This window comes from Mesorhizobium shonense (assembly GCF_040545255.1).
GTDB lineage: Bacteria > Pseudomonadota > Alphaproteobacteria > Rhizobiales > Rhizobiaceae > Mesorhizobium > Mesorhizobium shonense.
The window spans coordinates 563,415-583,344 of the sequence record NZ_JBEPLM010000003.1 but is presented as its reverse complement, the minus strand read 5'-3'; the positions used below and the strand labels follow the sequence as shown (position 1 = coordinate 583,344).

The window sequence follows — 19,930 nt, the reverse complement described above, 5'->3', positions numbered from 1 at the left end:
TGGGTGACTGGGCGCGTAAGCATGACCGCCGCTGCAGTTTCGAGTGATCTGACAATGACCAAAGAGCCCGTGTCAAAGACCTTCGTTTTCTACATCGTGCCCGAATTCACCATGCTTGCGTTTACATCCGCCATCGAAGCGTTGCGTTTGGCGAATGCGGTCATGGGGGAAGAAGTCTATCGATGGCGGATCGTCAGCGTGGACGGTGACCCCGTGCGATCCAGTTGCGGACTGTCGGTCTCACCTGATCGCTCTGTTGCTGCGGAGCGCTCGAGCACACGAGCAGAGCGGCCGAATATGATCGTGGTCTGCACGGGATGGCACGTCGAGCGTACGGTGGACAAATCTGTCGCGGGATGGCTGCGCCAAAGCCGTAATTTCGGCATCTCCGTGGCGGGAATCTGTACAGGTGCGCATATTCTCGCGAATGCGGGAATGTTGGCTGGGAGTCGATGCACCATCCACTGGGAGAACCTTCCAATCTTCAGAGAGACGTTTCCGTCCGTCATTGTCAGCGGCGGCCTCATCGAAAGCGACGACGACATCCATACCTGCGTTGGCGGGACGGCGTCCTTCGACATGATGCTCCACTTTATTGAAAAGGACTGCGGCCGACGGGTGGCGTTGGCGATATGCGAACAGGCAATTGTCGACCGCATAAGGGAGCCGTTTGAACGGCAGCCCAGTCCGTTGAGAACATTGGGCAGCGTCAACCCGCTTGTGCTATCGGCCGTTCAGTTCATGGAAGACAGTATCGCGGATCAGACGGATATCGCGGCGGTGGCGAGGCACATCAAGCTTTCCCGTAGGCAGATGGAGCGTCTGTTCGCCAGGGAGCTCGCGACATCTCCCTCACGCTACCTTCTCGAGCTTCGACTGGATCGAGCACGGCTGATGCTCCTGCAATCAAGCATGGCCATCATCGACGTGGCCGTAGCGTGCGGCTTTGTCTCGGGGTCCCATTTCGCCAAGTGCTACAAAGCATCCCATGGGGTCTCCCCGCAGCAGATGCGGACACAGCGTCCACGAAGTGCCTACGTTCCATCTCTCGGACGGGCTGGATCGCGCGCATCCTTGGGACGCATGGTATGACTGAACACGCGTCCGCCGCTTCATTGCGGCGGAGCGCATCGGGTTACCTGGCGGCAATAGATCCGCGATGGTCGTTGTCTGCTCAGCTGACGTCGATCGCGCCGTCAACCGCGACCGATTTGTGACGCACGCGAAACACAGCTGGAAAGGAGGCTGGCTCCGTGGCAACCATAGTCGGCATCAGCGGCAATTTCAGCCGTCCCTCGAAGACCCGCAGCATGGTGGAGACGATTGTCGACACGGCCGCGAGAGAATTGAATTGGGACTCCCGGGTCTTCGATCTGGTGGACGCCGGACCTTCGCTTGGCGCCACCTTCGGAAGGAAACAGGCGCCGCCCCAAATCGACGAAATTTGGACGGCTATCGAAACATGCGATGCGCTCGTGGTCGGCTCACCGGTGTACAAGGCATCCTACACAGGCCTGCTAAAACATCTGTTCGATGTGCTGGACATGAACGCGCTTCGCGGGCGCCCGGTCCTGGTCGCCGCTACCGCCAAGGCGCCGAGCCACGAACTGATGATCGACCACCAGTTTCGACCGCTGTTTGCCTTCTTTCGGGCGAACGTGGTGGCCGGGTCCGTTTATGCCCTCGACCACGATTTCGGGCCGGAAAACGAACCGACGGAGGGACTGCGTCAGCGGATCGCGACGGCCGTGGGAACGCTTGTTGCCGCGGTGCGCTGAGTTCGAATGCGGGCGCGGCCTGGCTCAGCCTTCATGGAGTCCGCCGATCGCCTTGACCTCGAGGAATGCCTCGAAACCGAATTCCCCGCATTCGCGGCCGTTGCCCGACTGCTTGAAGCCTCCGAACGGCGCGGACGCATCCCAAGCAGGGTGATTGATCATCACCTGTCCAGCGCGAAGCTTCGACGCGACGCGTTTGGCCGCGCCCAGATCCTTCGACTGCAGATAAGCGGCTAGCCCGTAAGGAGTGTCGTTGGCGATCTCGATCGCCTCATCGATGCTGTCATACGGGATGAGGCTGACGACCGGCCCGAACATCTCCTCCCGAGCCACGGTCATCCCTTTCGTCACATGGCCGAACACCGTCGGCTTCACGAAAAATCCCCGATTCAGCGACGATGGCCTGCCAGGCCCTCCGGTGACGAGGATAGCGCCTTCTTGGACCGCGGATTCGATCAGAGAATTGACGCGCTCGAACTGCCGCTCGTTCATCACCGGCCCGAGCATTGTAGCTTCGTCGTTCACGTCACCGATAACCACGGATTCGGCCGCCTGTTTCGCGATCCCAATCGCCTCCTCGTGCAGTTGCCGAGGCACAAGCATCCGTGTCGGCGCGGTGCATGACTGGCCCGCGTTGCGGTAGGCACCGAGAACTCCCCTTGTTACGGCCAGTTCCAGGTCGACATCCGGCATCACGATGTTGGCGGAATTTCCGCCGAGTTCCTGATGGACGCGCTTGACGGTATCGGCTGCGTTCTTAGCGACTTGAACGCCTGCACGGGTGGACCCGGTGAATGACACCATGTCGACATCCGGATGGCTCGACAACGCTTCGCCGACCGTTGCCCCGTCTCCGTTGATCAGATTGAAGACGCCGGGCGGCACGCAGGCATCGTGGAGCACTTCGGCGAACAGCATGGGACTGATCGGCGCGTACTCGCTCGGTTTCAACACGATCGTGCACCCGGTCGCCAGCGCAGGCATGACTTTCGTGACGATCTGGAGCACCGGGAAGTTCCACGGCGTGATGAGGGCGCAGACGCCGACCGGTTCAAATGCCAACAGCGTCCGGCCAGCCAGCCGCTCGAATTCATAGTGTTCGAGAATGCGAATGGTGTCGGCGATGTGCGCCCTCGATCCGGCGATCTGGGCCTGCCGCGCAAATGTGATCGGCGCGCCCATCTCGAGTGTCGTCAGTTGCGCAAACTCCTCGGCACGCTCATCGAACAGCGCAAGCACGCGCCGAAGCATCTCCAGGCGCTCCTCGCGCGTCGAACAACCATAAGTGCCGAAGGCCTTCCTGGCAGCCACCACCGCGGTATCCACGTCCTTCGCGGTGCCCATTGCGATACTCCCGGCCGGTTCTTCCGTCGCCGGGTTGATGACGACCCTCTGTGGCCTGTCTCTCGCCGGAACGAAGCGACCGTCGATGTAGAAATGGTCGAGATGTTTCAAGATGTCCGTGCCTCTTTGATTGCCATTGCGGCCGCAGGCGGCACGGCATGCCGGGGGACCAGTGCCGCGAAGACGTCCTGCATTTTTATCAACCCGGCCGGAATGCCGCCCCTGACGACCACGAAGGTGCAGGTGAGATCGCCTTGCGAACGCGCCATGACTGTTTCGAGATTGTCGTCCACATCGACCTGCCCCGACGTGCCGGATTCAACGATGATACCCGGCACCATCACGGACTCGGCGCGGAGCACGCGTGCGCGATTTATGTCGTTCACGAACTTCTCGATGTAGGCGTCGGCCGGATTGAGGATGATGCTCTGCGGCTCACCCTGTTGGACGACCACGCCGTCTTTAAGGATTACCAGGTGATCCGCGATCCTGAGGGCTTCATCCAGGTCGTGGGTGATGAAGACGATCGTCTTGGAAAGCTCCTCCTGAAGTTCGAGCAAAAGGCTCTGCATGTCCGTCCGCATCAGCGGATCAAGCGCCGAAAACGCCTCGTCCATAAGCATGACGTCGGAATTGGAGGCCAGCGCTCTCGCGATGCCCACGCGTTGCTGCATGCCGCCGGAGAGCTGGTGCGGATAGTGGTTCTCAAAGCCCTTGAGACCGAGCCGCTCCAGCCATTTGATCGCGTTATTATGGGCATCCGCTGCGCTGTCGCCTCTGACGCGTTGCGCCATCTCGACGTTCTGCAGAACGCGCATATGCGGCATCAGAGCGAAGCTCTGGAACACCATCGACATCCGAAACCGGCGCAGCTCCCGGAGCGCCGCGCCGGTGAGGCCCGCCACATTGATGCCGTCGAGGAGGATTTCGCCGGCGGTAGGCTTGATGAGGCCGTTCAGATGGCGGATCAACGTCGACTTTCCCGAACCGGAAAGGCCCATGATCACGGTGATGTCGCCGCTGCGTATGTCGACGTTTATGTCCTGAAGCCCGATGACGTGGCCGTGCTTGCCAAGCAGCTCGGTCTTGTCCATCCCGCCGTGCACTTTCGCGATCATAGAACGCGGATCGGGACCGAATATCTTGTACAGGTTCCGGATGGAAATCTTCGGCTGTTCGGTCAACGGCCTTCTCCCCGCAGCTGGAGTGTACTGTTGACGCGCGACATCGAGGCCTTGCTCACCCTGTCGAAATTGATGGCCAAGAGTACGATGCCGAGGCCCGCGACCAGTCCGACGCCGAGTTCGAGGTTGTTAATGCCGCGCAGGACGAGGACGCCAAGTCCCGGAGCCGACACCAGGGATGCGATCACGACCATCGAAAGCGCCATCATGATTGTTTGATTGACGCCCGCCATTATGCTCGGAAGCGCCAGCGGCATCTCCACCTTCGCCAGCTTCTGCCAGCGGTCCATGCCAAAGGCATCCGCGGCTTCGCCGACGTTACCGTCGACCATACGGATGCCGAGGTTCGTGAGCCGGATTACCGGAACGACGGCATAAAGGATGATAGCGATTCCGTAGAGCTTCGACTCGGTGACCGAGAAGAGGAAGATCAGGGGAATGAGGTAAACGAACGAAGGAAGCGTCTGAAGCATATCGAGGATGGGAAGGCTAAAGCTCTCAAGTCGATTGCTCTTAGCCATCATGATGCCGACAGGTATGCCAACAAGGATACAGATGAACGTACACGTAAAGACGATCGCCATCGTTTGGAGCGCATAATGGAGATGGTCGGTTAAACCAAGAATGAACAGCGTTGCGGCCACCAGAGAAAGGATGGACCATGACCTTGACGCGAAATATACAAGTAACAGGAGCGCGATCACCAGCACCCACCAAGGAACGACTTCGACGACCTTGAGCGAGAAATCCAGGAGCCATGATAGCGGTTGCGTCAGAGGATCGAGCACCGTCTTCAACGCGACCCGCACGTGGAGGAAGCTGTTCTCGATGCCGGTAGTGAGTTCCCTGGTGCGCGGCACGGCGCGACAGGCGTCATGCAGCGCGTCGAGCGAAGGGAACGGGACGTTCGCCGCAGAGTGCCCGCCCGCATTGGCTTCCTTGCTCTTCTTGAGCAGTTCGGCAATGCTCATCGGCCCTGCGGAATCCGAGGCGTCGCACCACCCACGAAGTCCGAGCTGATTGAATAGTCCGTCGTAAAAAGCCATGAGTGCCTTCCATCTGGCGTCGATTGACGCGCGAAGTCATCTCGAAAACCAAAGAAGAACGACATGGGTCGCGGACATATATGCCCGCGACCCAGAACGTTACTGCACGACAGCGGTGACCTTCGCTTTGGCGTCTTCCGACAGCCAATTCGGCCAAACGTCTTTGTATTTTGTCAGGAAGTGCACGGCGGTTTCGTCGGCGGTGGCCTTATTCTCTTCCTGCCAGGCGAGAAGCTCGTTCATGGTGTCGTTGTTGAAGCTTACCTTGCTCATGAGAGCAACCAGTTCGGGGTTCTTGTCGTGGAAATCCTTCGACATCGTGGTCATGACCGTGGCCTTGGGCCACCCGGTCTTGCCCGGAGTCGCGCAATCGGCGGTAGCGTTGCATTTGGCTTTGTCCTTATCGACAGGTCCCATGTCGACTTGGACCATCTTGTACTTGCCGAGAACACTGGTCGGAGCCCAGTAATAGCCGAACCAGGGCTCCTTCGCCGCATAGGCCGATGCGATGGATGTCGCGAGCGTCTCAAGAGACCCGTGATTGAAAATCTCGATTCCGTGCTTTTCGAGTTCGAAAGCTTTGACCAGGTTGTCGTTCGAATGGCGGCAGCCCGTGCCGACAGGGCAGTTGTTGAACCGGCCGCCCACAAGCTTCGGGTTTGCCAGGATCCCGTCAAGCGTCTTCAATTCGGGATGGGCCGCCGCGAGATAGTCGGGAATCCACCATGCATCGATGCCGCCGTCGGTGAGGACATCGCCGACCTTGACGATCTTGCCCTCCTTCTCAAGCTTGTAATAGATGTCCGCGACACCGGGCCAGACTTCTGTCAGAATGTCGGGCTGCCCCGTTTCGGCAAGCGAAGTAAGCGCCGGGACCGTCGAGGTCGGCACCTTCTTCACCGTGCAGCCGTAACCCTGCTCCATCAGGAAGCTCGAAACGGCGGTCACCACGGCGGCCGAGGCCCAGTTCATTTCGGTGATCGTCACAGTGCCACAGGCGGCGCTGGCGGGCGATGCGCCTGCCAAAAAGCTCGCGCCGATCATGCCGATTGCTGCAAGAAGAGATTTCATGTCATTCCCCTTTGGCGAAGTTGTGCCTGACCATTCGCGGCGAGCGGCATTGCTGCCTCCCCGCGGCGCGCGATCAGGTGTTTTTTCGGCTTATTAAGCAGAAGCCAGATTACGTCCCGGCGGACAGTTGGCAAGTTGCTTAATTCCTACGCAATGGGTAAGCTGGGCTTTATGCAAAAACTTCGCCACCAGCTGCCGCCGCCCAATTTTCTTATAACTTTCGAAGCCGCGGGACGTCAGCTCAGCTTTACCAAAGCGGCGTCGGAACTGAATGTTTCACGCGTCGCCGTCAGCCAGCAGATTCATGCCCTGGAGAGATTTCTCGGTGTGCCGCTGTTCGAACGGCTGCAACGCTCGGTTCGGTTGACAAGGACAGGAGAGAGGTATCACCGCGCCATCTCCGAGGTCCTTGAACGAGCGCTGCGCGCGACGCTTGAAATCAGCCGGCGCTCCGACACCAACGTCGTCAATGTTGGCGCCACGCCGGGTTTCATGACCTATTGGCTATCACCGAGACTCGGTGAGTTCAGGGCGATCCACCCCGACATCGAACTGAGGTTTATCGTCTCCGACAGCAACTTGCAGTTCGAGGACAACATGGACCTCGCGATCCGATACGGCTCCCCACCGTTTGATGACGCCGAGACGACATTCCTTGTTCGGCAAGAGATAAGTCCTACCTGCGCGAACACATTTCTGCCCGCGGGCACGATGCTCGAGCCGTCCGAACTCCTGACCTATCCGCTCATTCACCTGGAGGGTCCATATGACGAACATACCAGGTGGTCGACATGGCTACGCGTTCACGGCCTCGATCTGGCACGAGCGAAGGCCGGAATAACCGTGAATTCCTATACGAACCTGGTTCAGGCCGCGCTCGAAGGTCAGGGATTTGCCTTGATCGGTCCGCCGCTGGTTCAGAGATTCCTCGCGAACGGGACGCTCATTCAACCCGTCAACGCCAGGCCAGTCGTCCGTCATGCTTTCCACCTTCTACTTCCTCGGCTTTCAATCCCATCCGCTGCCGCCCAGGCCTTCGCGGATTGGATCAAAGGTTCCTTCCCTGCGAAGAAGATCGGCATTGAGGGGACAATTGAATTGGAGTGAGGTAACGGCGGTCGAACCCGCCTTTGCGACCGGTGTCACGCAACCACACTTGAGGAACTGGAGCTCATTGTGCCCGCTTTGAGGAAGCCGCAAAGCAAATCCGGACGGCTGACGTGGGGCGCAAATCTGCCGTTAACGTCGCGGCAAAGGTAGATCCGCTTTAGGTCAAATCCACACTCAGACGGCGGACAAACCGTGCTGATGCCCACCTGGCAGGCGGGCCATGCTAATCAGGCCGGAACCCTCAGTCCTTGGCGCGCTCGACGTAGGAGCCGTCGGCGGTCATCACCACCACGCGCGTGCCGGCGCTGATATGCGGCGGCACGGCCGTGCGCACGCCGTTGGAGAGAACGGCCGGCTTGTAGGACGAGGACGCGGTCTGGCCCTTCGTGACCGGCTCTGTCTCCACCACCTCGAAAGTGGCGCGTTGTGGCAGCACCAGCGAGATGGGTACGTCGTTGAACTGCGCCAGTTGCACCGCCATGCCTTCCTGCAGGTAGGGAGCCATGTCGCCGACCACGCTTTCCGTAGCCACGACCTGGTCGTAGCTTTCCGGGTTCATGAAATGGAAGCCTTCGCCGTCGGAATAGAGGAAGGTGTGCTCGCGCTCCTCGACATAGGCGCGCTCGACCATTTCGGTGGTGCGGTAGCGCTCCGAAACCTTCACGCCGTCGCCGATGCGGCGCATGTCGAGCTGCGTTACCGGCGTGCCCTTGCCAGGGTGGATGTTTTCGGCAAAGAGGATGACATAGAGCTTGCCGTCCTTATCGACGACGTTGCCTTTGCGTAAGGAGCTGGCGATGACCTTGACCTCGATATTCAATCCCAATCGAGTTTTTCGGCCTGCAAGCGTCTATGCCCATGAAGCGGCGACGGCGGCCTTCGCGTGCGCCCTAGCGCATCTTGCGTCGAACCGCCAGTCTTCTCGGCGATTTTCCCGCTCATGACCGGCGCTTCGCCCTGGTGGACGCCGCATATTCATGCCGATCGCCGGCCAAGGCTGATGGCGCGCAACGCCATTGCGAATGCCCTGCGTAGCTGGTTCGCGACGCGCGATTTCGTCGAGGTGACGACGTCGGCGCTGCAGGTCTCGCCCGGCAATGAGGCGCATCTGGCCGCCTTCGCCACCGAGGCGATCGGGCCGGACGCATCGCGCCAGCCGCTCTATCTCCACACATCGCCGGAATTCGCCTGCAAGAAGCTGCTTGCCGCCGGCGAGAAGCGCATCTTCAGCCTGGGCGCGGTCTACCGCAACCGCGAGCGTGGGCCGCTGCACCATCCCGAATTCACCATGCTCGAATGGTACCGCGTCGGCGAGACCTACCGGAGTCTGATGGCCGACTGCGCCGAATTCCTGGCGCTCGCCGCTGAAAAGGCCGGCACAAAGCGCTTCCGCTTCCGTGGCCGCGAGGCCGACCCGCTCGCCGAGCCGGAGCGGTTGAGCGTCGCCGAAGCTTTTTTAGCGTATGCCGGCATCGACCTGCTGGCGACCGTCGCCGCCGACGGCAGCACCGATCGCGACGCGCTTCATGAGGCGTTGGTCCGCGCCGGCCTGCGCACAGCGCCCGATGACAATTGGGCCGACCTGTTCAGCCGGGCGATGGTGGAAAAGGTCGAGCCGGCGCTGGGGCAAGGCCGCGCCACCATCCTCTACGGCTACCCGGTCTCGGAGGCGGCCCTTGCCCGTCCGAGTGCTGCGGACCCACGCGTTGCCGAGCGCTTCGAGCTCTATTGCTGCGGCGTCGAGCTCGCCAACGCCTTTGGCGAGCTCACCGATCCGGCCGAGCAGCGCCGCCGCTTCGTCGCCGAGATGGACGAAAAGGAGCGCATCTATGGCGAGCGCTATCCGCTGGACGAGGATTTTCTAGCAGCCCTTGCAATCATGCCGCAGGCCAGCGGCTCGGCCCTCGGCTTCGACCGGCTGGTGATGCTGGCGACGGGAGCACAGAAGATCAAGGATGTGATCTGGGCGCCGGTGGCCGAGTGATGCGGCGGATGTCGGCGCTGCCCCTCATCCGCCTGCCGGCACCTTCTCCCCGTGAAGAACGGGGAGAAGGGACGCGCTCCAGCGCTGGTGCCCCCCTCTCCCCGTCCTTCACGGGGAGAGGGTAAGGGTGAGGGGCGGCGCCGACCTTCGTGATCATCCGTCGCTCAGTACGCGAACACCTGCTCCAGCGAGCGGAAACCCTTGAATTCCAAGGCATTGCCTGATGGGTCGCGGATGAACAGCGTCGCCTGTTCGCCGGGCTCGCCCTTGAAGCGCACCATCGGCCGTTCCAGCCAATCTATGTCGGAGCGGGCTTCGAGCCGCGCGGCGAGCCGTTCCCATTCGTCCATCAAAAGCACAGCGCCGAAATGCGGGATCGGCACCGCGACGCCGTCGACCTTGCCGTCACGGGCGGCCTCGGCCGGCTGCGGCCGCAAATGCGCCGACATCTGGTGGCCAAAGAGGTCGAAATCGACCCAACTTGCCGATGAGCGGCCGATCGCGCAGCCAAGCACCTCGCCATAGAAAACGCGGGTTTCGTCGAGATCACGGACCGGGAAGGCGAGGTGGAAGGGCGTCATGCGGGAGCTCCGGACAGGTAATAATGCAGCGGCTGGCCATTCCAGGCGCTTTGGGCGATTCGGTCGCGGCAACCTGATTGGCCTTCGCCCATTGCACAAGCGGCGGCCGAACAATAGATGGTGCGGTAGCATCCATAGATGGTGTGCAGCATCTGCCTCCCGGACAGCTTCGAACAAACAGGACTAACCGCATGACCGATACGCTCGACGCAGCGAAACTGACTGACCGCGTCGCAGCGCTTGTCGACGCGGCGAAGCGCGCCGGAGCGGACGCCGCCGACGCGGTCGCGGTGCGTGGCCGTTCGGCCGGCGTGTCGGTGCGGCTGGGCAAGGTCGAAGGCACCGAATCGTCGGAGAGCGAGGATGTCTCGCTGCGCGTCTTCGTCGGTCAGCGCGTGGCGAGCGTTTCGGCAACCGCCGCTTCCGATCCGAAGGCGCTCGCCGAGCGCGCCGTCGCCATGGCGAAAGTCTCACCCGAGGACCCGTTCCAGGGTCTCGCCGATCCGGCGTTGCTCGCCGGCAATCTGCGCGATCTCGACCTCTTCGACCCGACCGAGGTTTCGGCCGATCAGTTGAAGGAAGCGGCGCTTGCCGCGGAAGCGGCGGCACTTGCCGTGAAAGGCGTGACCAATTCGGCCGGCAGCGGCGCCAGCGCCGGGCTGGGCGGGCTGGTGCTCGCCACCTCGCATGGCTTCCTTGGCCAGTATGTCGCCTCATGCTTCTCACGCTCGACCAGCGTCATCGCCGGCGAGGGTACGGCGATGGAGCGCGACTATGAATTTTCCTCACGCCAGCATTTCGCCGACCTCGACGCGCCCGAGGAGATTGGCCGCAAGGCCGGCGAGCGCGCGGTGCGCAGGCTCGGCGCCCGCAAGGCGGCGACCGGCCCGGTCGACGTCGTGTTCGACCCGCGCGTGGCGCGCGGCATTGCCGGTCATCTCGCCGGCGCCATCAACGGCGCTGCTGTGGCGCGCAAGACGAGCTTCCTGCGCGACATGATGGGCAAGCAGGTGGCTTCCACTGCGATCACCGTCACCGACGAGCCGCTCCGCCGCCGCGGCCAGGCCTCGCGGCCTTTCGACGGCGAAGGCGTCGAGGGTGGGAAGCTTTTGATGGTCGACAAGGGCGTGCTCAACCACTGGTTTCTGTCGACGTCGGCCGCGCGCGAGCTCGGCCTTACCACCAACGGCCGCGGCTCGCGCAGCGGCTCTTCGGTTTCGCCGTCCTCGACCAATCTCGCCATCGAACCCGGCGAGCGCGCTCCGGAGGAACTGATCGCCTCGCTGCAGCGCGGCTTCTACGTCACCGAGGTGTTCGGCCAGGGCGTCGACATGGTGACCGGCGAGTACAGCCGCGGCGCCTCCGGCTTCTGGATCGAGAACGGCGCGCTCGCCTATCCGGTGGCCGAGGTGACGATCGCCTCGAACCTGAAGACCATGTTCCTCAACATGGTGCCGGCAAGCGACCTCGACCGCAATTTCGGCACCGCCGCGCCCACGCTGCTGATCGAGGGGATGACCCTTGCCGGTGCCTGACGCGGTCATCTCAGCTGGGGCGCGCGAGGACCTCGCTTTGCTGCGCGATGCGGCCCGCGAGGCCGGGGCGATCGCCATGCGCTATTTCGGCAACAATCCGCAAGTGTGGATGAAGGGCGGCACCTCGCCGGTCAGCGAGGCCGATCATGCCGCCGACGCCTATCTGCGAGAGACCTTGCTCAAGGCGCGGCCGGATTACGGCTGGCTGTCGGAGGAGACCGCCGACGATCATGCCAGGCTTTCGGCCCGCCGCACCTTCGTCGTCGATCCGATCGACGGCACTCGAGGCTTTCTCGACGGCCTGCATTCCTGGTGCGTCAGCGTCGCCGTGGTTGAGGACGGCCGCTCGCTGGCCGGCGTGCTCGAATGCCCGGCAAAGCATGAGACCTACTGGGCGCTGCCGGGCGAGGGCGCTTTTCTCAACGGCAAGCGCATCCATGTGCGGCCGCTCGGCGACACTGTCGAGATCGGCGGACCAAAACCGCTGGTCGACCTCATGCCGGAAGCCTGGCAGGGCCGGCTGCGCCGCATCGCTTATATTCCCTCGCTCGCCTACCGGCTGGCGATGATCGCCAACGGCAAGATCGACGCGACCTTCGTCAAGCCCAATGCGCATGATTGGGATATCGCCGCTGCCGACCTCATCTTGAAAGAAGCGGGCGGCGCCTTGTTCGACCGCGGCGGGCTGCCTCCGTGTTATGCCGGCGAGGTGATCAACCACGGCGCGCTCGCCGCCGGCAGCGGCGAGCTGCTCGACGTCCTGGCCGGTGTCATCGCCGGAGCTGACGAAGGGTGAGCGGGCCCACAGTTCCAAAACCGGCTGCTTTGGTCTAAACGTTTCACAAAATTCATGAATCTGCGAAGGATCGGCATGGCCGTGGAAGACGGAAAGAAACAGCTTTTGCACCTGGTGTTCGGCGGTGAGCTGAAAAAGCTGGGTGGAACCGAGTTCCGCGACCTGGACGCGCTCGACATCGTCGGTATCTACCCCGACTATCAATCAGCGCACGCCGCCTGGAAGGCAAAGGCGCAGGCCAGCGTCGATAATGCCCATATGCGTTATTTCGTCGTTCACCTGCACCGGTTGCTCGACCCGGAAACAAAGGCAGCCGGTTGACATCGATGGAGCATGAAGCGGTGAAAGGGGCAACGGGGCGCGCCGCCAGGCGGGGCGGGACGCGCACGCTGTGGCGCCGCATCCGCGAGCCGCTCGCCCAGTCGCGATTCGTCAAGAATTTCATCGCCAGCCTGTTCGCCTGGTTCGTGCGCCTGATTCGCATCACCAGCCCGCTGATCAAGGGATCGACGCAGGTTGCCGGCGGCGCCTATGCGCATCTCGAGCCCGGCATCATCGCGCTCTGGCACGGCCAGCATCTTCTCACTCCAGCCTATTACCCGAAAGGCCGGCCGCTGGTCGCCATGGTCTCGCGCAGCGCCGATGCCGAGCTCAACGCGCTGATGATCGAGAAATTCGGCATCGAGGCGGTACGCGGCTCGGGCGGCCGCGACAGTTCGAGGCATCTCGACAAAGGCGGCGCCAAAGCCTTGATCGCGCTCAAGAAAGCGCTGGTCGCCGGTAAGAATGTCGCTATGATCGCCGACATCCCGCATGGCACGCCGCGCGACGCGGGGCTGGGCATCGTGCTTTTGGCCAGGCTGTCCGGCCGGCCGATCCTCCCCTCCGCGATCGCCACCAGCCGCCGCAAGGTGTTGGAAAAGAGCTGGGACAAGACGACCATCAACCTGCCGTTCGGCCGTTCCGCGGTCATCGTCGGAACGCCCGTCTTCGTGTCGGCCGATGCCGACGACGCCGAGATGGAGCGCAAGCGTCAGGAAGTTACCGCTTCCCTCAACGCCGCGACGGCCGAGGCCTATCGCCTCGTGGACGGCGACAAATGAGCGAGCGCTGGGCGCGCGCGGCCCTGGGGGCCTACCGCTATGCGGGGGCCGCCGCCTATCCGCTGATCGGACCCTATGTCGCCTGGCGCGCCTCGCGCGGCAAGGAAGACCGCGTTCGCCGCCGCGAGCGCTACGGCGTCGCCGGCCGGCCGCGCCCGGAGGGCCCGGTGATCTGGATCCACGCCGCGAGCGTCGGCGAGACGATCGCCGTCGTGCCGCTGGTCGAATGCATCCTCGACTACGGCGTCAACGTCGTGCTGACGACCGGCACGGTGACCTCGGCCAAGGTTGCCGACGAGCGGCTGGGGAGCCGCATCATCCACCAATATGTGCCGCTCGACCTCAAGCCGGCGGTCAGCCGCTTCCTCGATCACTGGCGGCCGGAATTGGCCATCATTGCCGAATCGGAGATCTGGCCGATGACCATCCTGGAGCTTGGCGCGCGCAACGTGCCGCAGGTCCTGGTCAACGGGCGGCTGTCGGACCGCTCCTTCCGGTCGTGGAAGAAGCGCGCCAGCGTCGCCGAGGCGCTGTTCGAGAACCTGGCCCATGTCGTTGCCCAGTCGGATGTCGACGGCGAGCGCTTCCGCGCCCTCGGCGCCCGGCCGGTCACCGTCTCCGGCAATCTCAAGGTGGACACCAATCCACCGCCGGTCGATGAGCGCGCGCTGGCGACGCTGCAGCGCCAGATCGGCAACCGCCCGACCTGGGCGGCGACCTCGACCCATGATGGCGAGGAGGTGGTCGCCGCGGAAGTCCATGCCACCTTGCACAGGCGCCACCCCGGCCTGTTGACCATCGTCGTGCCGCGCCATCCCGATCGTGCCGACGCGCTAGCCGCGCAGATTACCGGTATGGGGTTGACCGTCGCGCGGCGCAGCAAGGGCGATCGCATTACGCCCGACACCGATATCCTGCTCGGCGACACGATCGGCGAGATGGGTCTCTATCTCAGGCTGACCGAGATCGCCTTCGTCGGCCGCTCGCTGACCTCGCAAGGCGGCCAGAACCCGCTGGAGCCGGCGATGCTCGACACGGCCGTGCTTGCCGGCCGCAACGTGCAGAATTTCCGCGAGGCCTATCAGCGCCTGCTCGACCGCGGCGGCGCCAAGCTGGTGCGCGACCGCGACATGCTTGCCGGCGCCGTCAATTTCCTTTTGACCAACGAGGCGGCGCGCCACGAGATGATGGCGGCGGGTGCCGCGACCGTCGACGAGATGCGCGGCGCGCTTCAGCGCACGCTGAAATCGCTCGAGCCTTACATCCAGCCGCTGGTCGTCAAGGCGCGCCTGAAAGGCGCCAACGGGCGTTAGCGCATGGCCCCAAAAATCGCACCCGATTTTTGGAAGGGACCATGCGCCATGGATGTGGCGTCATGACCAGCGAAGCGCCCCCTTTCTGGTGGGAAAAGCCGGACTGGCGGGTGCTGGCGTTGTCGCCGGTGTCGGCGGTCTACGGGATGGTTGCGGGCCGCCGCATGCGCCACGCGCCACGCGAGAAGGTCGCAGCACCTGTGCTCTGCGTCGGCAATTTCACCGTCGGCGGCAGCGGCAAGACGCCGGTCGCCATCGCGCTGGCGAAACAGGCAAAGCGCATGCAGCTTTCGCCCGGCTTCCTGTCGCGCGGCCATGGCGGCTCCTTCGCCAAGCCGCATGTCGTCGACGCCCATCACGACGCCGCCAAGCATGTCGGCGATGAGCCGCTGCTGCTTGCCGAGCACGCGCCGGTGGCCGTAACGGCCGACCGCGCCGCCGGCGCCAGGCTGCTGATGGAAGAGCATGGCTGCGATTTCCTGATCATGGATGACGGCTTCCAGTCGGCGCGCATCCATATCGACTACGCGCTGGTCGTGGTCGATGCGCGCTTCGGCGTCGGCAACGGCCGCGTCATTCCGGGCGGACCGCTCAGGGCCAAGGTCGTCGACCAGCTGGTCTTCACCAGCGCATTGCTGAAGATGGGCGAGGGGAGCGCTGCCGATACGGTGGTGCGCCAGGCGGCGCGCGCCGGCCGGCCGATCTTCCTGGCGCATGTCGAGCCGGCGAACCCGGCGCGCTTCGCCGGCGGCCGATTCCTCGCCTTCGCCGGCATCGGCCATCCGGAAAAATTCTTCGACACGGTGCGCGGCGCCGGCGGCGAGGTCGCGCTGTCGCGCGCCTTTCCTGACCATCATTTCTACGCCGCGGACGAGCTCGCCGATCTTGCGGCGCTTGCTCGGCGCGAGGGGCTGCGCCTTGTAACCACCGCCAAGGACACCGCGCGGCTCCGCCACGGCACGGCACCAGCCGGCTTCCTCGATCAGCTCGACGTGCTGGACATCGAGGCCGTGTTCGAGCTCGACCATGTGCCGGAGCGCATCATCGACGAGACGCTGGATGCGTGGCGGCTGCGGAAGATGCGGGGGTAATGTTCGGGGCGTGACCGGTCGACGCCGGCGGGACAGCACCCCCCTCTGGCCTGCCGGCCATCTCCCCCACAAGGGGGACATTGGACGTCACCGCGGCTTTCGCCAAGCGCCAAAGGCGCAGTATTGAGGGGGGCGCCGAAGCTGCCAATCTTCCCTTGAGGGGGAGATGTCCGGCAGGACAGAGAAGGGCGCGAAGGAACGCGACGCTGCGATCTTCAGCGCAATAAATTACCCCCGCTTGCGCATCTCCGGATGCACCTCGATCTCGCGGCGCAGAGACGCGGTAGCGTTCACATAAGGCTCCTGCCTAGCGACGCTCCAATATTTGAGCTCGTCCAGCGGAATGCTTTCGCCGGTCACCGCGCAGCGCACGAACGCGCCGGGGCTCGTCACCTGGAAGTCGCCGTCGAGATAGCGGATGCGTGCTTCCTTGCCGCCGGGGCCTTCAAAACGGTTCATCATGGAATGACGCTTGGGTTCATGTGGGTTCAATCGCCACAAATCGCGGGCAAGGTCAAGCTTGGCGCAATGCTCATGTAATATTGCTGTGCCGGCACAATGGTTGTCAGGAAGCGCCATGGACATCGCCAATGCCAGCATGACGTCCCTGCTGAAGGAGGCGCTCACCCCGCAGGCCGTGCCGTCGGCCAGGCCCGACCCGGCGACCGCCGCGCTGGTCAAGGCGCTCGTCCAGCCGCCGGCGCCCGAAACGGTGCAATCGGCGCAGTTCGCCGCGCAGGCGCTGAACGGCTCCCTGGCCAGGCCGCCTGCTCAATCGTCCCAGCGCCTGTCCTCCGCCGAGATCGAGAATGCCTACAGGGCCGTCATGGAACCGGATGCCGGCAAGGAGTCTGCTGCGCCGAGGACCCTGGCACGTAGGCCGGCGGCTGATACCGATCAGCCTTCGCGAATGGTGGCTGAGGCGCAACCGGCGGTCGCGGCCGACACTGCCAGGGCCGCGGCGGCCCCGCCGCCGTCTTCGTTCTCCCCGTCCAATGCTGCCGGGGTGCTGGTTGCGGCCAACGCCAACGCGGCGCAACGGCGGGGTGCGTCGGCCCGGCCGACAGGCCATGCTCCGCGATCTCAATCCGGCCAGCCGTCGCTATGGATGATATCGATCGTGACGGCCATCGTCTCTGCTGCGACCACCACGATCGTGCTGCTGCTGCTTCGCTGAGTCCGACCGACCCTACTCGTCGTCCTGCAGGAAGGCCTCGAGCTTTTCCGGCGCCAGCCCGGCTTGTTCGGCAATGCGCCTGGCAAGATCGGCCGCGGCGGCGCGGGGCCGCCCGACCGGTCGGTCGAGCCAGTAAGACACCGGGTTGAGCGCGACGCGCTCGTCGACGGCGACGATTCGTCCGGATTTGAGCTGGTCCTGCGTCAGCGGCGGTCGCGCCAGCGCGACGCCCAAGCCGTGCGCCGCGGCGTCAAGCACGAGATTATAGTCCTCGAAGCGCCGGTCCTGCGGGCGCGGGCGGTAGTCGACGTCCTGCGCCGCGAGCCAGGCGCGCCAGCCGGATGCGTCGGAATCGTTAATCAGCGGGAATTTGAGCAGCCGCGCCGGGTCGCCTTGGCCAATCTCCTTCGCCAGTTCCGGCGACGCGATCGGAAAAATGTGCTCCTCGAAAAGCTGCACCGAGACGCGGCCCGGAATGCGGCCGCGTCCGCAACGCACCGAGAGGTCGATGCCTTCGTCGGCAAGGTCTGCCTGGCGGTTGTCGACATCGAGCACGATGCGCAGCCGGGTCGGGCTGTTTTCCAGCGCCGCCATGCGCGGCATCAGCCACAGCCCGCTGACCGAGGGAATCGAGGCCAGCCGCACCACGGCGGTGCCGCGCGGCTCGACCCACCGGTCGGAATTGACCGAGATCAGCGCGAAGGCCTCGGTGGTCCTCAGATGCAGCCGGTTGCCCTCATTGGTCAGTGTCACGCCGCGCGCGTTGCGCTCGAACACCTTGAGCCCCAGCCAGTCCTCCAGCTTGGCGATCTGGCGGCTCACCGCGCCATGGGTGAGGTTGAGCTTTTCGGCCGCGGCGGAAAAGCTCCCGGTGCGCGCCGCCGCATCGAAGGCGCGCAAGGTCTCCAACGGCAACATCTGGTTTGAGCTGTGATCCATGCTCACAGCTGACCCTCGAATTGCTCGTTTGTCAATCGGCCGGCAATGGCGTTTTCTGTCTTCATGGCACTGGAAGACGAGGATTCGACAATGAGCGCTTATACCGGCACGTTGAATGAGACACAGCGCATGGATACCGCCGCTGCAGTCGCGGTGGCGCTGACGGTCGTTGGCTGGGCCTCTGCCTTCCCGGCGATCCGCGCCGGCCTTGCCGCCTTCCAGCCGCTGGAGTTGGGCGCGCTTCGCTTCGCCATCGCGGCCGTGCCGGCAGCGATCTTCCTCGCGGTCAAGCGCCCGGCGCTGCCGAGGATCGACGAGCTCTGGCGCTTCGGCTTCGGCGGCGCCATCTTCGTCGCGCTCTACACCGCCATGCTCAATTTCGGCGAGCTGACCGTCTCGGCCGGCGCCGCCGGCTTCATCATCAATGTCAGCCCGATCTTCACGGCAATCATGGCCATGGCGCTGCTCGGCGAGCGCTTCTCGCGTCTGGCTTGGCTAGGCACGGTGATCTCGTTTACCGGCATCGGCATCATCGCGGTCGCCGACGGACACGGCCTGCATTTCAACGCCGGCGCGCTGCTGGTGCTGGGTTCGGCGCTTTGCTCGGCCGTCAACACCATCGTCCAGAAGCCGCTCTTTGCCCGCCATCATCCGCTGACGATCGCCGCTTCGAACATGGTGCTCGGCGCGCTCTGCCTGTCGCCTTTCCTGCCCGAGGCCTTCCGTCAGGCTGCTATCGCCGACAACGCCGGTCTTGGCGCCGTCATCTATCTCGGCGTCGTGCCGAGCCTGATCGCCTACGCCGCCTGGGCGACGGCGCTGTCCCGCCTGCCGGCCGCGCGCGCCTCGAACTTCCTCTACCTGGTCTCGCCGACCTCCGCCCTGATCGGCTTCTTCTGGCTCGGCGAAGTGCCGTCACTGCTCGGCATCCTCGGCGGCGCGCTGGCGCTGGGCGGCGTGATCGTGGTGAATTTGAAGCGGTAAATCAGAGGTTTGCGACTGTTTTCCGACTCAAATTGGTAAGTTGCACCTCGTCAGTCGTCAGCTCTTGATGCTCGCATGAGGCAAGCTATCTTGATCCGGCTTGACGGAGGGGTTCGGGATGCGAAGAGGGTTGATCGCCGCGGTTGGCTGTTTGCTGCTGCTAAGCCAAAAGGCATTCGCGGGCTGGTACCAGGTGGAAAACTACGAAGGATCGATCGGACCAAACCCGGTCCATCTCTCCCTGCAGAGATATGCCAGCTTCGGCAGCGGCATCACTGTCGAAGGAAGCTATTTCTACGACGCGAAGCAGAGCCCCATCGCGATCTACGGCAAGGCTGATGGCCCAAAGCTCACCTTGTGCGAGATCGCAGACGACAAGGAATTTCAACGCGTGTTGGTGATGGGATCGAAGATTCCCGTCGACACCACCGGATGTCCATTGTCTCTCGATCTCGGCGAGAGCGGCGCGACAGGGACCTGGAGCAAGGGCACGGACAAATTTCCGGTCACGCTGAAAAAGGTGGCGACCCTGGACAACACCGGCGAGGGAAAAATCGTCGGAAACTTCGAGATTCCCTTTTGGGCCGAGACCGCTATCGACCGTTTTGCCGGCGTCTACACGAAAACCAACGCCGGTATCTGCATGACGAAAATGCAGGTGATCAACAAGAAGAAACAGAAAGTCGTTCAGGAGATCGGCTTCGACGATCCGGACTGCAACGCCGGTATGTCGACGACGCCCATTTATATGAACGTGCAAAAATGGGTGGAGGGAGGCAAGGGCATCATTTCAGTAGATTTTGGCGGTGGCAAATTCGCAGACGCGGACGAGTATGTCCTCAACCCGAAGTCAAAAAAATACCATCTGAAGAAATGATATTCAGCCGCCAGCCC

General features: G+C 63.4%; 21 protein-coding genes. 13 read left to right on the top strand and 8 right to left on the bottom strand.

The window, feature by feature from the left end:
- Nucleotides 1-21: 21 nt before the first annotated feature.
- On the top strand, nt 22-1,092 hold the full coding sequence (locus tag ABID26_RS12325; RefSeq protein WP_292303162.1) for a GlxA family transcriptional regulator: 1,071 nt from the start codon (nt 22-24) through the stop codon (nt 1,090-1,092).
- 161 nt (nt 1,093-1,253) lie between these two features.
- The gene (locus tag ABID26_RS12320) at nt 1,254-1,778 is read left to right on the top strand and encodes an NAD(P)H-dependent oxidoreductase (RefSeq protein WP_292303163.1); all 525 of its coding nucleotides are present in this window, start codon (nt 1,254-1,256) and stop codon (nt 1,776-1,778) included.
- A 24-nt stretch (nt 1,779-1,802) separates the two neighbouring features.
- Here the strand turns inward: ABID26_RS12320 and ABID26_RS12315 are convergent, their stop codons facing one another.
- From ABID26_RS12315 to ABID26_RS12300, 4 genes are all read right to left on the bottom strand, one after another.
- Nucleotides 1,803-3,233, bottom strand: a complete 1,431-nt coding sequence (locus ABID26_RS12315; protein WP_126100575.1) for an aldehyde dehydrogenase family protein — start codon at nt 3,231-3,233, stop codon at nt 1,803-1,805.
- Nucleotides 3,230-4,306, bottom strand: coding sequence for an ATP-binding cassette domain-containing protein (locus ABID26_RS12310; protein ID WP_126100574.1), 1,077 nt, complete (start codon nt 4,304-4,306; stop codon nt 3,230-3,232). Before ABID26_RS12310 ends, ABID26_RS12315 begins: the two co-directional genes overlap by 4 nt.
- Nucleotides 4,303-5,352 (bottom strand): ABC transporter permease, encoded by a 1,050-nt coding sequence (locus ABID26_RS12305; protein WP_126100573.1) that lies wholly within the window; start codon nt 5,350-5,352, stop codon nt 4,303-4,305. The genes ABID26_RS12310 and ABID26_RS12305 overlap by 4 nt, the downstream gene beginning before the upstream one ends.
- Before the next feature lie 99 nt (nt 5,353-5,451).
- Nucleotides 5,452-6,423 (bottom strand): ABC transporter substrate-binding protein, encoded by a 972-nt coding sequence (locus ABID26_RS12300; protein ID WP_126099999.1) that lies wholly within the window; start codon nt 6,421-6,423, stop codon nt 5,452-5,454.
- A gap of 135 nt (nt 6,424-6,558) precedes the next feature.
- On the opposite strand from ABID26_RS12300, the gene ABID26_RS12295 reads away from it, so the two are divergent.
- The gene (locus ABID26_RS12295) at nt 6,559-7,530 is read left to right on the top strand and encodes a LysR substrate-binding domain-containing protein (protein WP_126100000.1); all 972 of its coding nucleotides are present in this window, start codon (nt 6,559-6,561) and stop codon (nt 7,528-7,530) included.
- A 244-nt stretch (nt 7,531-7,774) separates the two neighbouring features.
- Here ABID26_RS12295 and efp read toward each other — a convergent pair whose 3' ends face one another.
- Nucleotides 7,775-8,353 carry an elongation factor P gene (gene efp, locus ABID26_RS12290; RefSeq protein WP_354415591.1) on the bottom strand — a complete coding sequence of 193 codons (579 nt, stop codon included), beginning with the start codon at nt 8,351-8,353 and terminating at the stop codon, nt 7,775-7,777.
- A gap of 120 nt (nt 8,354-8,473) precedes the next feature.
- Here efp and epmA point away from each other — a divergent pair, with 120 nt between their 5' ends.
- Nucleotides 8,474-9,517, top strand: a complete 1,044-nt coding sequence (epmA, locus tag ABID26_RS12285) for an EF-P lysine aminoacylase EpmA (RefSeq protein WP_292343727.1) — start codon at nt 8,474-8,476, stop codon at nt 9,515-9,517.
- A gap of 164 nt (nt 9,518-9,681) precedes the next feature.
- Here the strand turns inward: epmA and ABID26_RS12280 are convergent, their stop codons facing one another.
- Nucleotides 9,682-10,098 (bottom strand): VOC family protein, encoded by a 417-nt coding sequence (locus ABID26_RS12280; RefSeq protein WP_292343725.1) that lies wholly within the window; start codon nt 10,096-10,098, stop codon nt 9,682-9,684.
- Nucleotides 10,099-10,289: 191 nt separating this feature from the next.
- Here ABID26_RS12280 and ABID26_RS12275 point away from each other — a divergent pair, with 191 nt between their 5' ends.
- The 6 genes from ABID26_RS12275 to lpxK all read left to right on the top strand — a co-directional run bounded on the left by ABID26_RS12275 (nt 10,290) and on the right by lpxK (nt 15,936).
- Nucleotides 10,290-11,633: a TldD/PmbA family protein gene (locus tag ABID26_RS12275; RefSeq protein ID WP_292343723.1), complete on the top strand. Its 1,344-nt coding sequence runs from the start codon at nt 10,290-10,292 to the stop codon at nt 11,631-11,633.
- Nucleotides 11,620-12,429, top strand: coding sequence for a 3'(2'),5'-bisphosphate nucleotidase CysQ (locus tag ABID26_RS12270; RefSeq protein WP_292340140.1), 810 nt, complete (start codon nt 11,620-11,622; stop codon nt 12,427-12,429). Before ABID26_RS12275 ends, ABID26_RS12270 begins: the two co-directional genes overlap by 14 nt.
- 75 nt (nt 12,430-12,504) lie before the next feature.
- Entirely contained in the window at nt 12,505-12,750 is a 246-nt protein-coding gene (locus tag ABID26_RS12265) for a DUF4170 domain-containing protein (protein ID WP_040973997.1), read from the top strand.
- A gap of 5 nt (nt 12,751-12,755) precedes the next feature.
- Nucleotides 12,756-13,532 carry a lysophospholipid acyltransferase family protein gene (locus ABID26_RS12260; protein ID WP_292343721.1) on the top strand — a complete coding sequence of 259 codons (777 nt, stop codon included), beginning with the start codon at nt 12,756-12,758 and terminating at the stop codon, nt 13,530-13,532.
- Entirely contained in the window at nt 13,529-14,845 is a 1,317-nt protein-coding gene (gene waaA / locus ABID26_RS12255; protein WP_126100007.1) for a lipid IV(A) 3-deoxy-D-manno-octulosonic acid transferase, read from the top strand. The genes ABID26_RS12260 and waaA overlap by 4 nt, the downstream gene beginning before the upstream one ends.
- 62 nt (nt 14,846-14,907) lie before the next feature.
- On the top strand, nt 14,908-15,936 hold the full coding sequence (lpxK, locus tag ABID26_RS12250; protein ID WP_292343719.1) for a tetraacyldisaccharide 4'-kinase: 1,029 nt from the start codon (nt 14,908-14,910) through the stop codon (nt 15,934-15,936).
- A gap of 228 nt (nt 15,937-16,164) precedes the next feature.
- Here lpxK and ABID26_RS12245 read toward each other — a convergent pair whose 3' ends face one another.
- Entirely contained in the window at nt 16,165-16,398 is a 234-nt protein-coding gene (locus tag ABID26_RS12245; protein ID WP_126102695.1) for a DUF2093 domain-containing protein, read from the bottom strand.
- 115 nt (nt 16,399-16,513) lie between these two features.
- Between ABID26_RS12245 and ABID26_RS12240 the strand changes: the two genes are divergently transcribed.
- Nucleotides 16,514-17,113 (top strand): hypothetical protein, encoded by a 600-nt coding sequence (locus ABID26_RS12240; RefSeq protein ID WP_126100008.1) that lies wholly within the window; start codon nt 16,514-16,516, stop codon nt 17,111-17,113.
- Nucleotides 17,114-17,125: 12 nt separating this feature from the next.
- On the opposite strand, the gene ABID26_RS12235 is transcribed toward ABID26_RS12240, so the two are convergent.
- A complete protein-coding gene (locus ABID26_RS12235) occupies nt 17,126-18,052 on the bottom strand; it encodes a LysR substrate-binding domain-containing protein (RefSeq protein ID WP_126100009.1) in 927 nt (308 codons plus the stop codon).
- A 90-nt stretch (nt 18,053-18,142) separates the two neighbouring features.
- Between ABID26_RS12235 and ABID26_RS12230 the strand changes: the two genes are divergently transcribed.
- Both ABID26_RS12230 and ABID26_RS12225 read left to right on the top strand, forming a co-directional pair.
- Nucleotides 18,143-19,036 (top strand): DMT family transporter, encoded by an 894-nt coding sequence (locus ABID26_RS12230; protein ID WP_126100010.1) that lies wholly within the window; start codon nt 18,143-18,145, stop codon nt 19,034-19,036.
- A gap of 130 nt (nt 19,037-19,166) precedes the next feature.
- On the top strand, nt 19,167-19,913 hold the full coding sequence (locus tag ABID26_RS12225; RefSeq protein WP_189521190.1) for a hypothetical protein: 747 nt from the start codon (nt 19,167-19,169) through the stop codon (nt 19,911-19,913).
- Nucleotides 19,914-19,930: the final 17 nt, after the last annotated feature.

What these genes read in the sequence shown, in the direction of transcription:
- ABID26_RS12325 (WP_292303162.1), top strand. Translation starts at nt 22, where the DNA reads ATGACCGCCGCTGCAGTTTCGAGTGATCTGACAATGACCAAAGAGCCC.
- ABID26_RS12305 (WP_126100573.1), bottom strand. Translation starts at nt 5,352, where the DNA reads ATGGCTTTTTACGACGGACTATTCAATCAGCTCGGACTTCGTGGGTGG.
- ABID26_RS12300 (WP_126099999.1), bottom strand. Translation starts at nt 6,423, where the DNA reads ATGAAATCTCTTCTTGCAGCAATCGGCATGATCGGCGCGAGCTTTTTG.
- epmA (WP_292343727.1), top strand. Translation starts at nt 8,474, where the DNA reads ATGACCGGCGCTTCGCCCTGGTGGACGCCGCATATTCATGCCGATCGC.
- ABID26_RS12280 (WP_292343725.1), bottom strand. Translation starts at nt 10,098, where the DNA reads ATGACGCCCTTCCACCTCGCCTTCCCGGTCCGTGATCTCGACGAAACC.
- ABID26_RS12275 (WP_292343723.1), top strand. Translation starts at nt 10,290, where the DNA reads ATGACCGATACGCTCGACGCAGCGAAACTGACTGACCGCGTCGCAGCG.
- ABID26_RS12265 (WP_040973997.1), top strand. Translation starts at nt 12,505, where the DNA reads ATGGCCGTGGAAGACGGAAAGAAACAGCTTTTGCACCTGGTGTTCGGC.
- ABID26_RS12260 (WP_292343721.1), top strand. Translation starts at nt 12,756, where the DNA reads ATGGAGCATGAAGCGGTGAAAGGGGCAACGGGGCGCGCCGCCAGGCGG.
- waaA (WP_126100007.1), top strand. Translation starts at nt 13,529, where the DNA reads ATGAGCGAGCGCTGGGCGCGCGCGGCCCTGGGGGCCTACCGCTATGCG.
- lpxK (WP_292343719.1), top strand. Translation starts at nt 14,908, where the DNA reads ATGACCAGCGAAGCGCCCCCTTTCTGGTGGGAAAAGCCGGACTGGCGG.
- ABID26_RS12245 (WP_126102695.1), bottom strand. Translation starts at nt 16,398, where the DNA reads ATGATGAACCGTTTTGAAGGCCCCGGCGGCAAGGAAGCACGCATCCGC.
- ABID26_RS12240 (WP_126100008.1), top strand. Translation starts at nt 16,514, where the DNA reads ATGGACATCGCCAATGCCAGCATGACGTCCCTGCTGAAGGAGGCGCTC.
- ABID26_RS12235 (WP_126100009.1), bottom strand. Translation starts at nt 18,052, where the DNA reads ATGGATCACAGCTCAAACCAGATGTTGCCGTTGGAGACCTTGCGCGCC.
- ABID26_RS12230 (WP_126100010.1), top strand. Translation starts at nt 18,143, where the DNA reads ATGAGCGCTTATACCGGCACGTTGAATGAGACACAGCGCATGGATACC.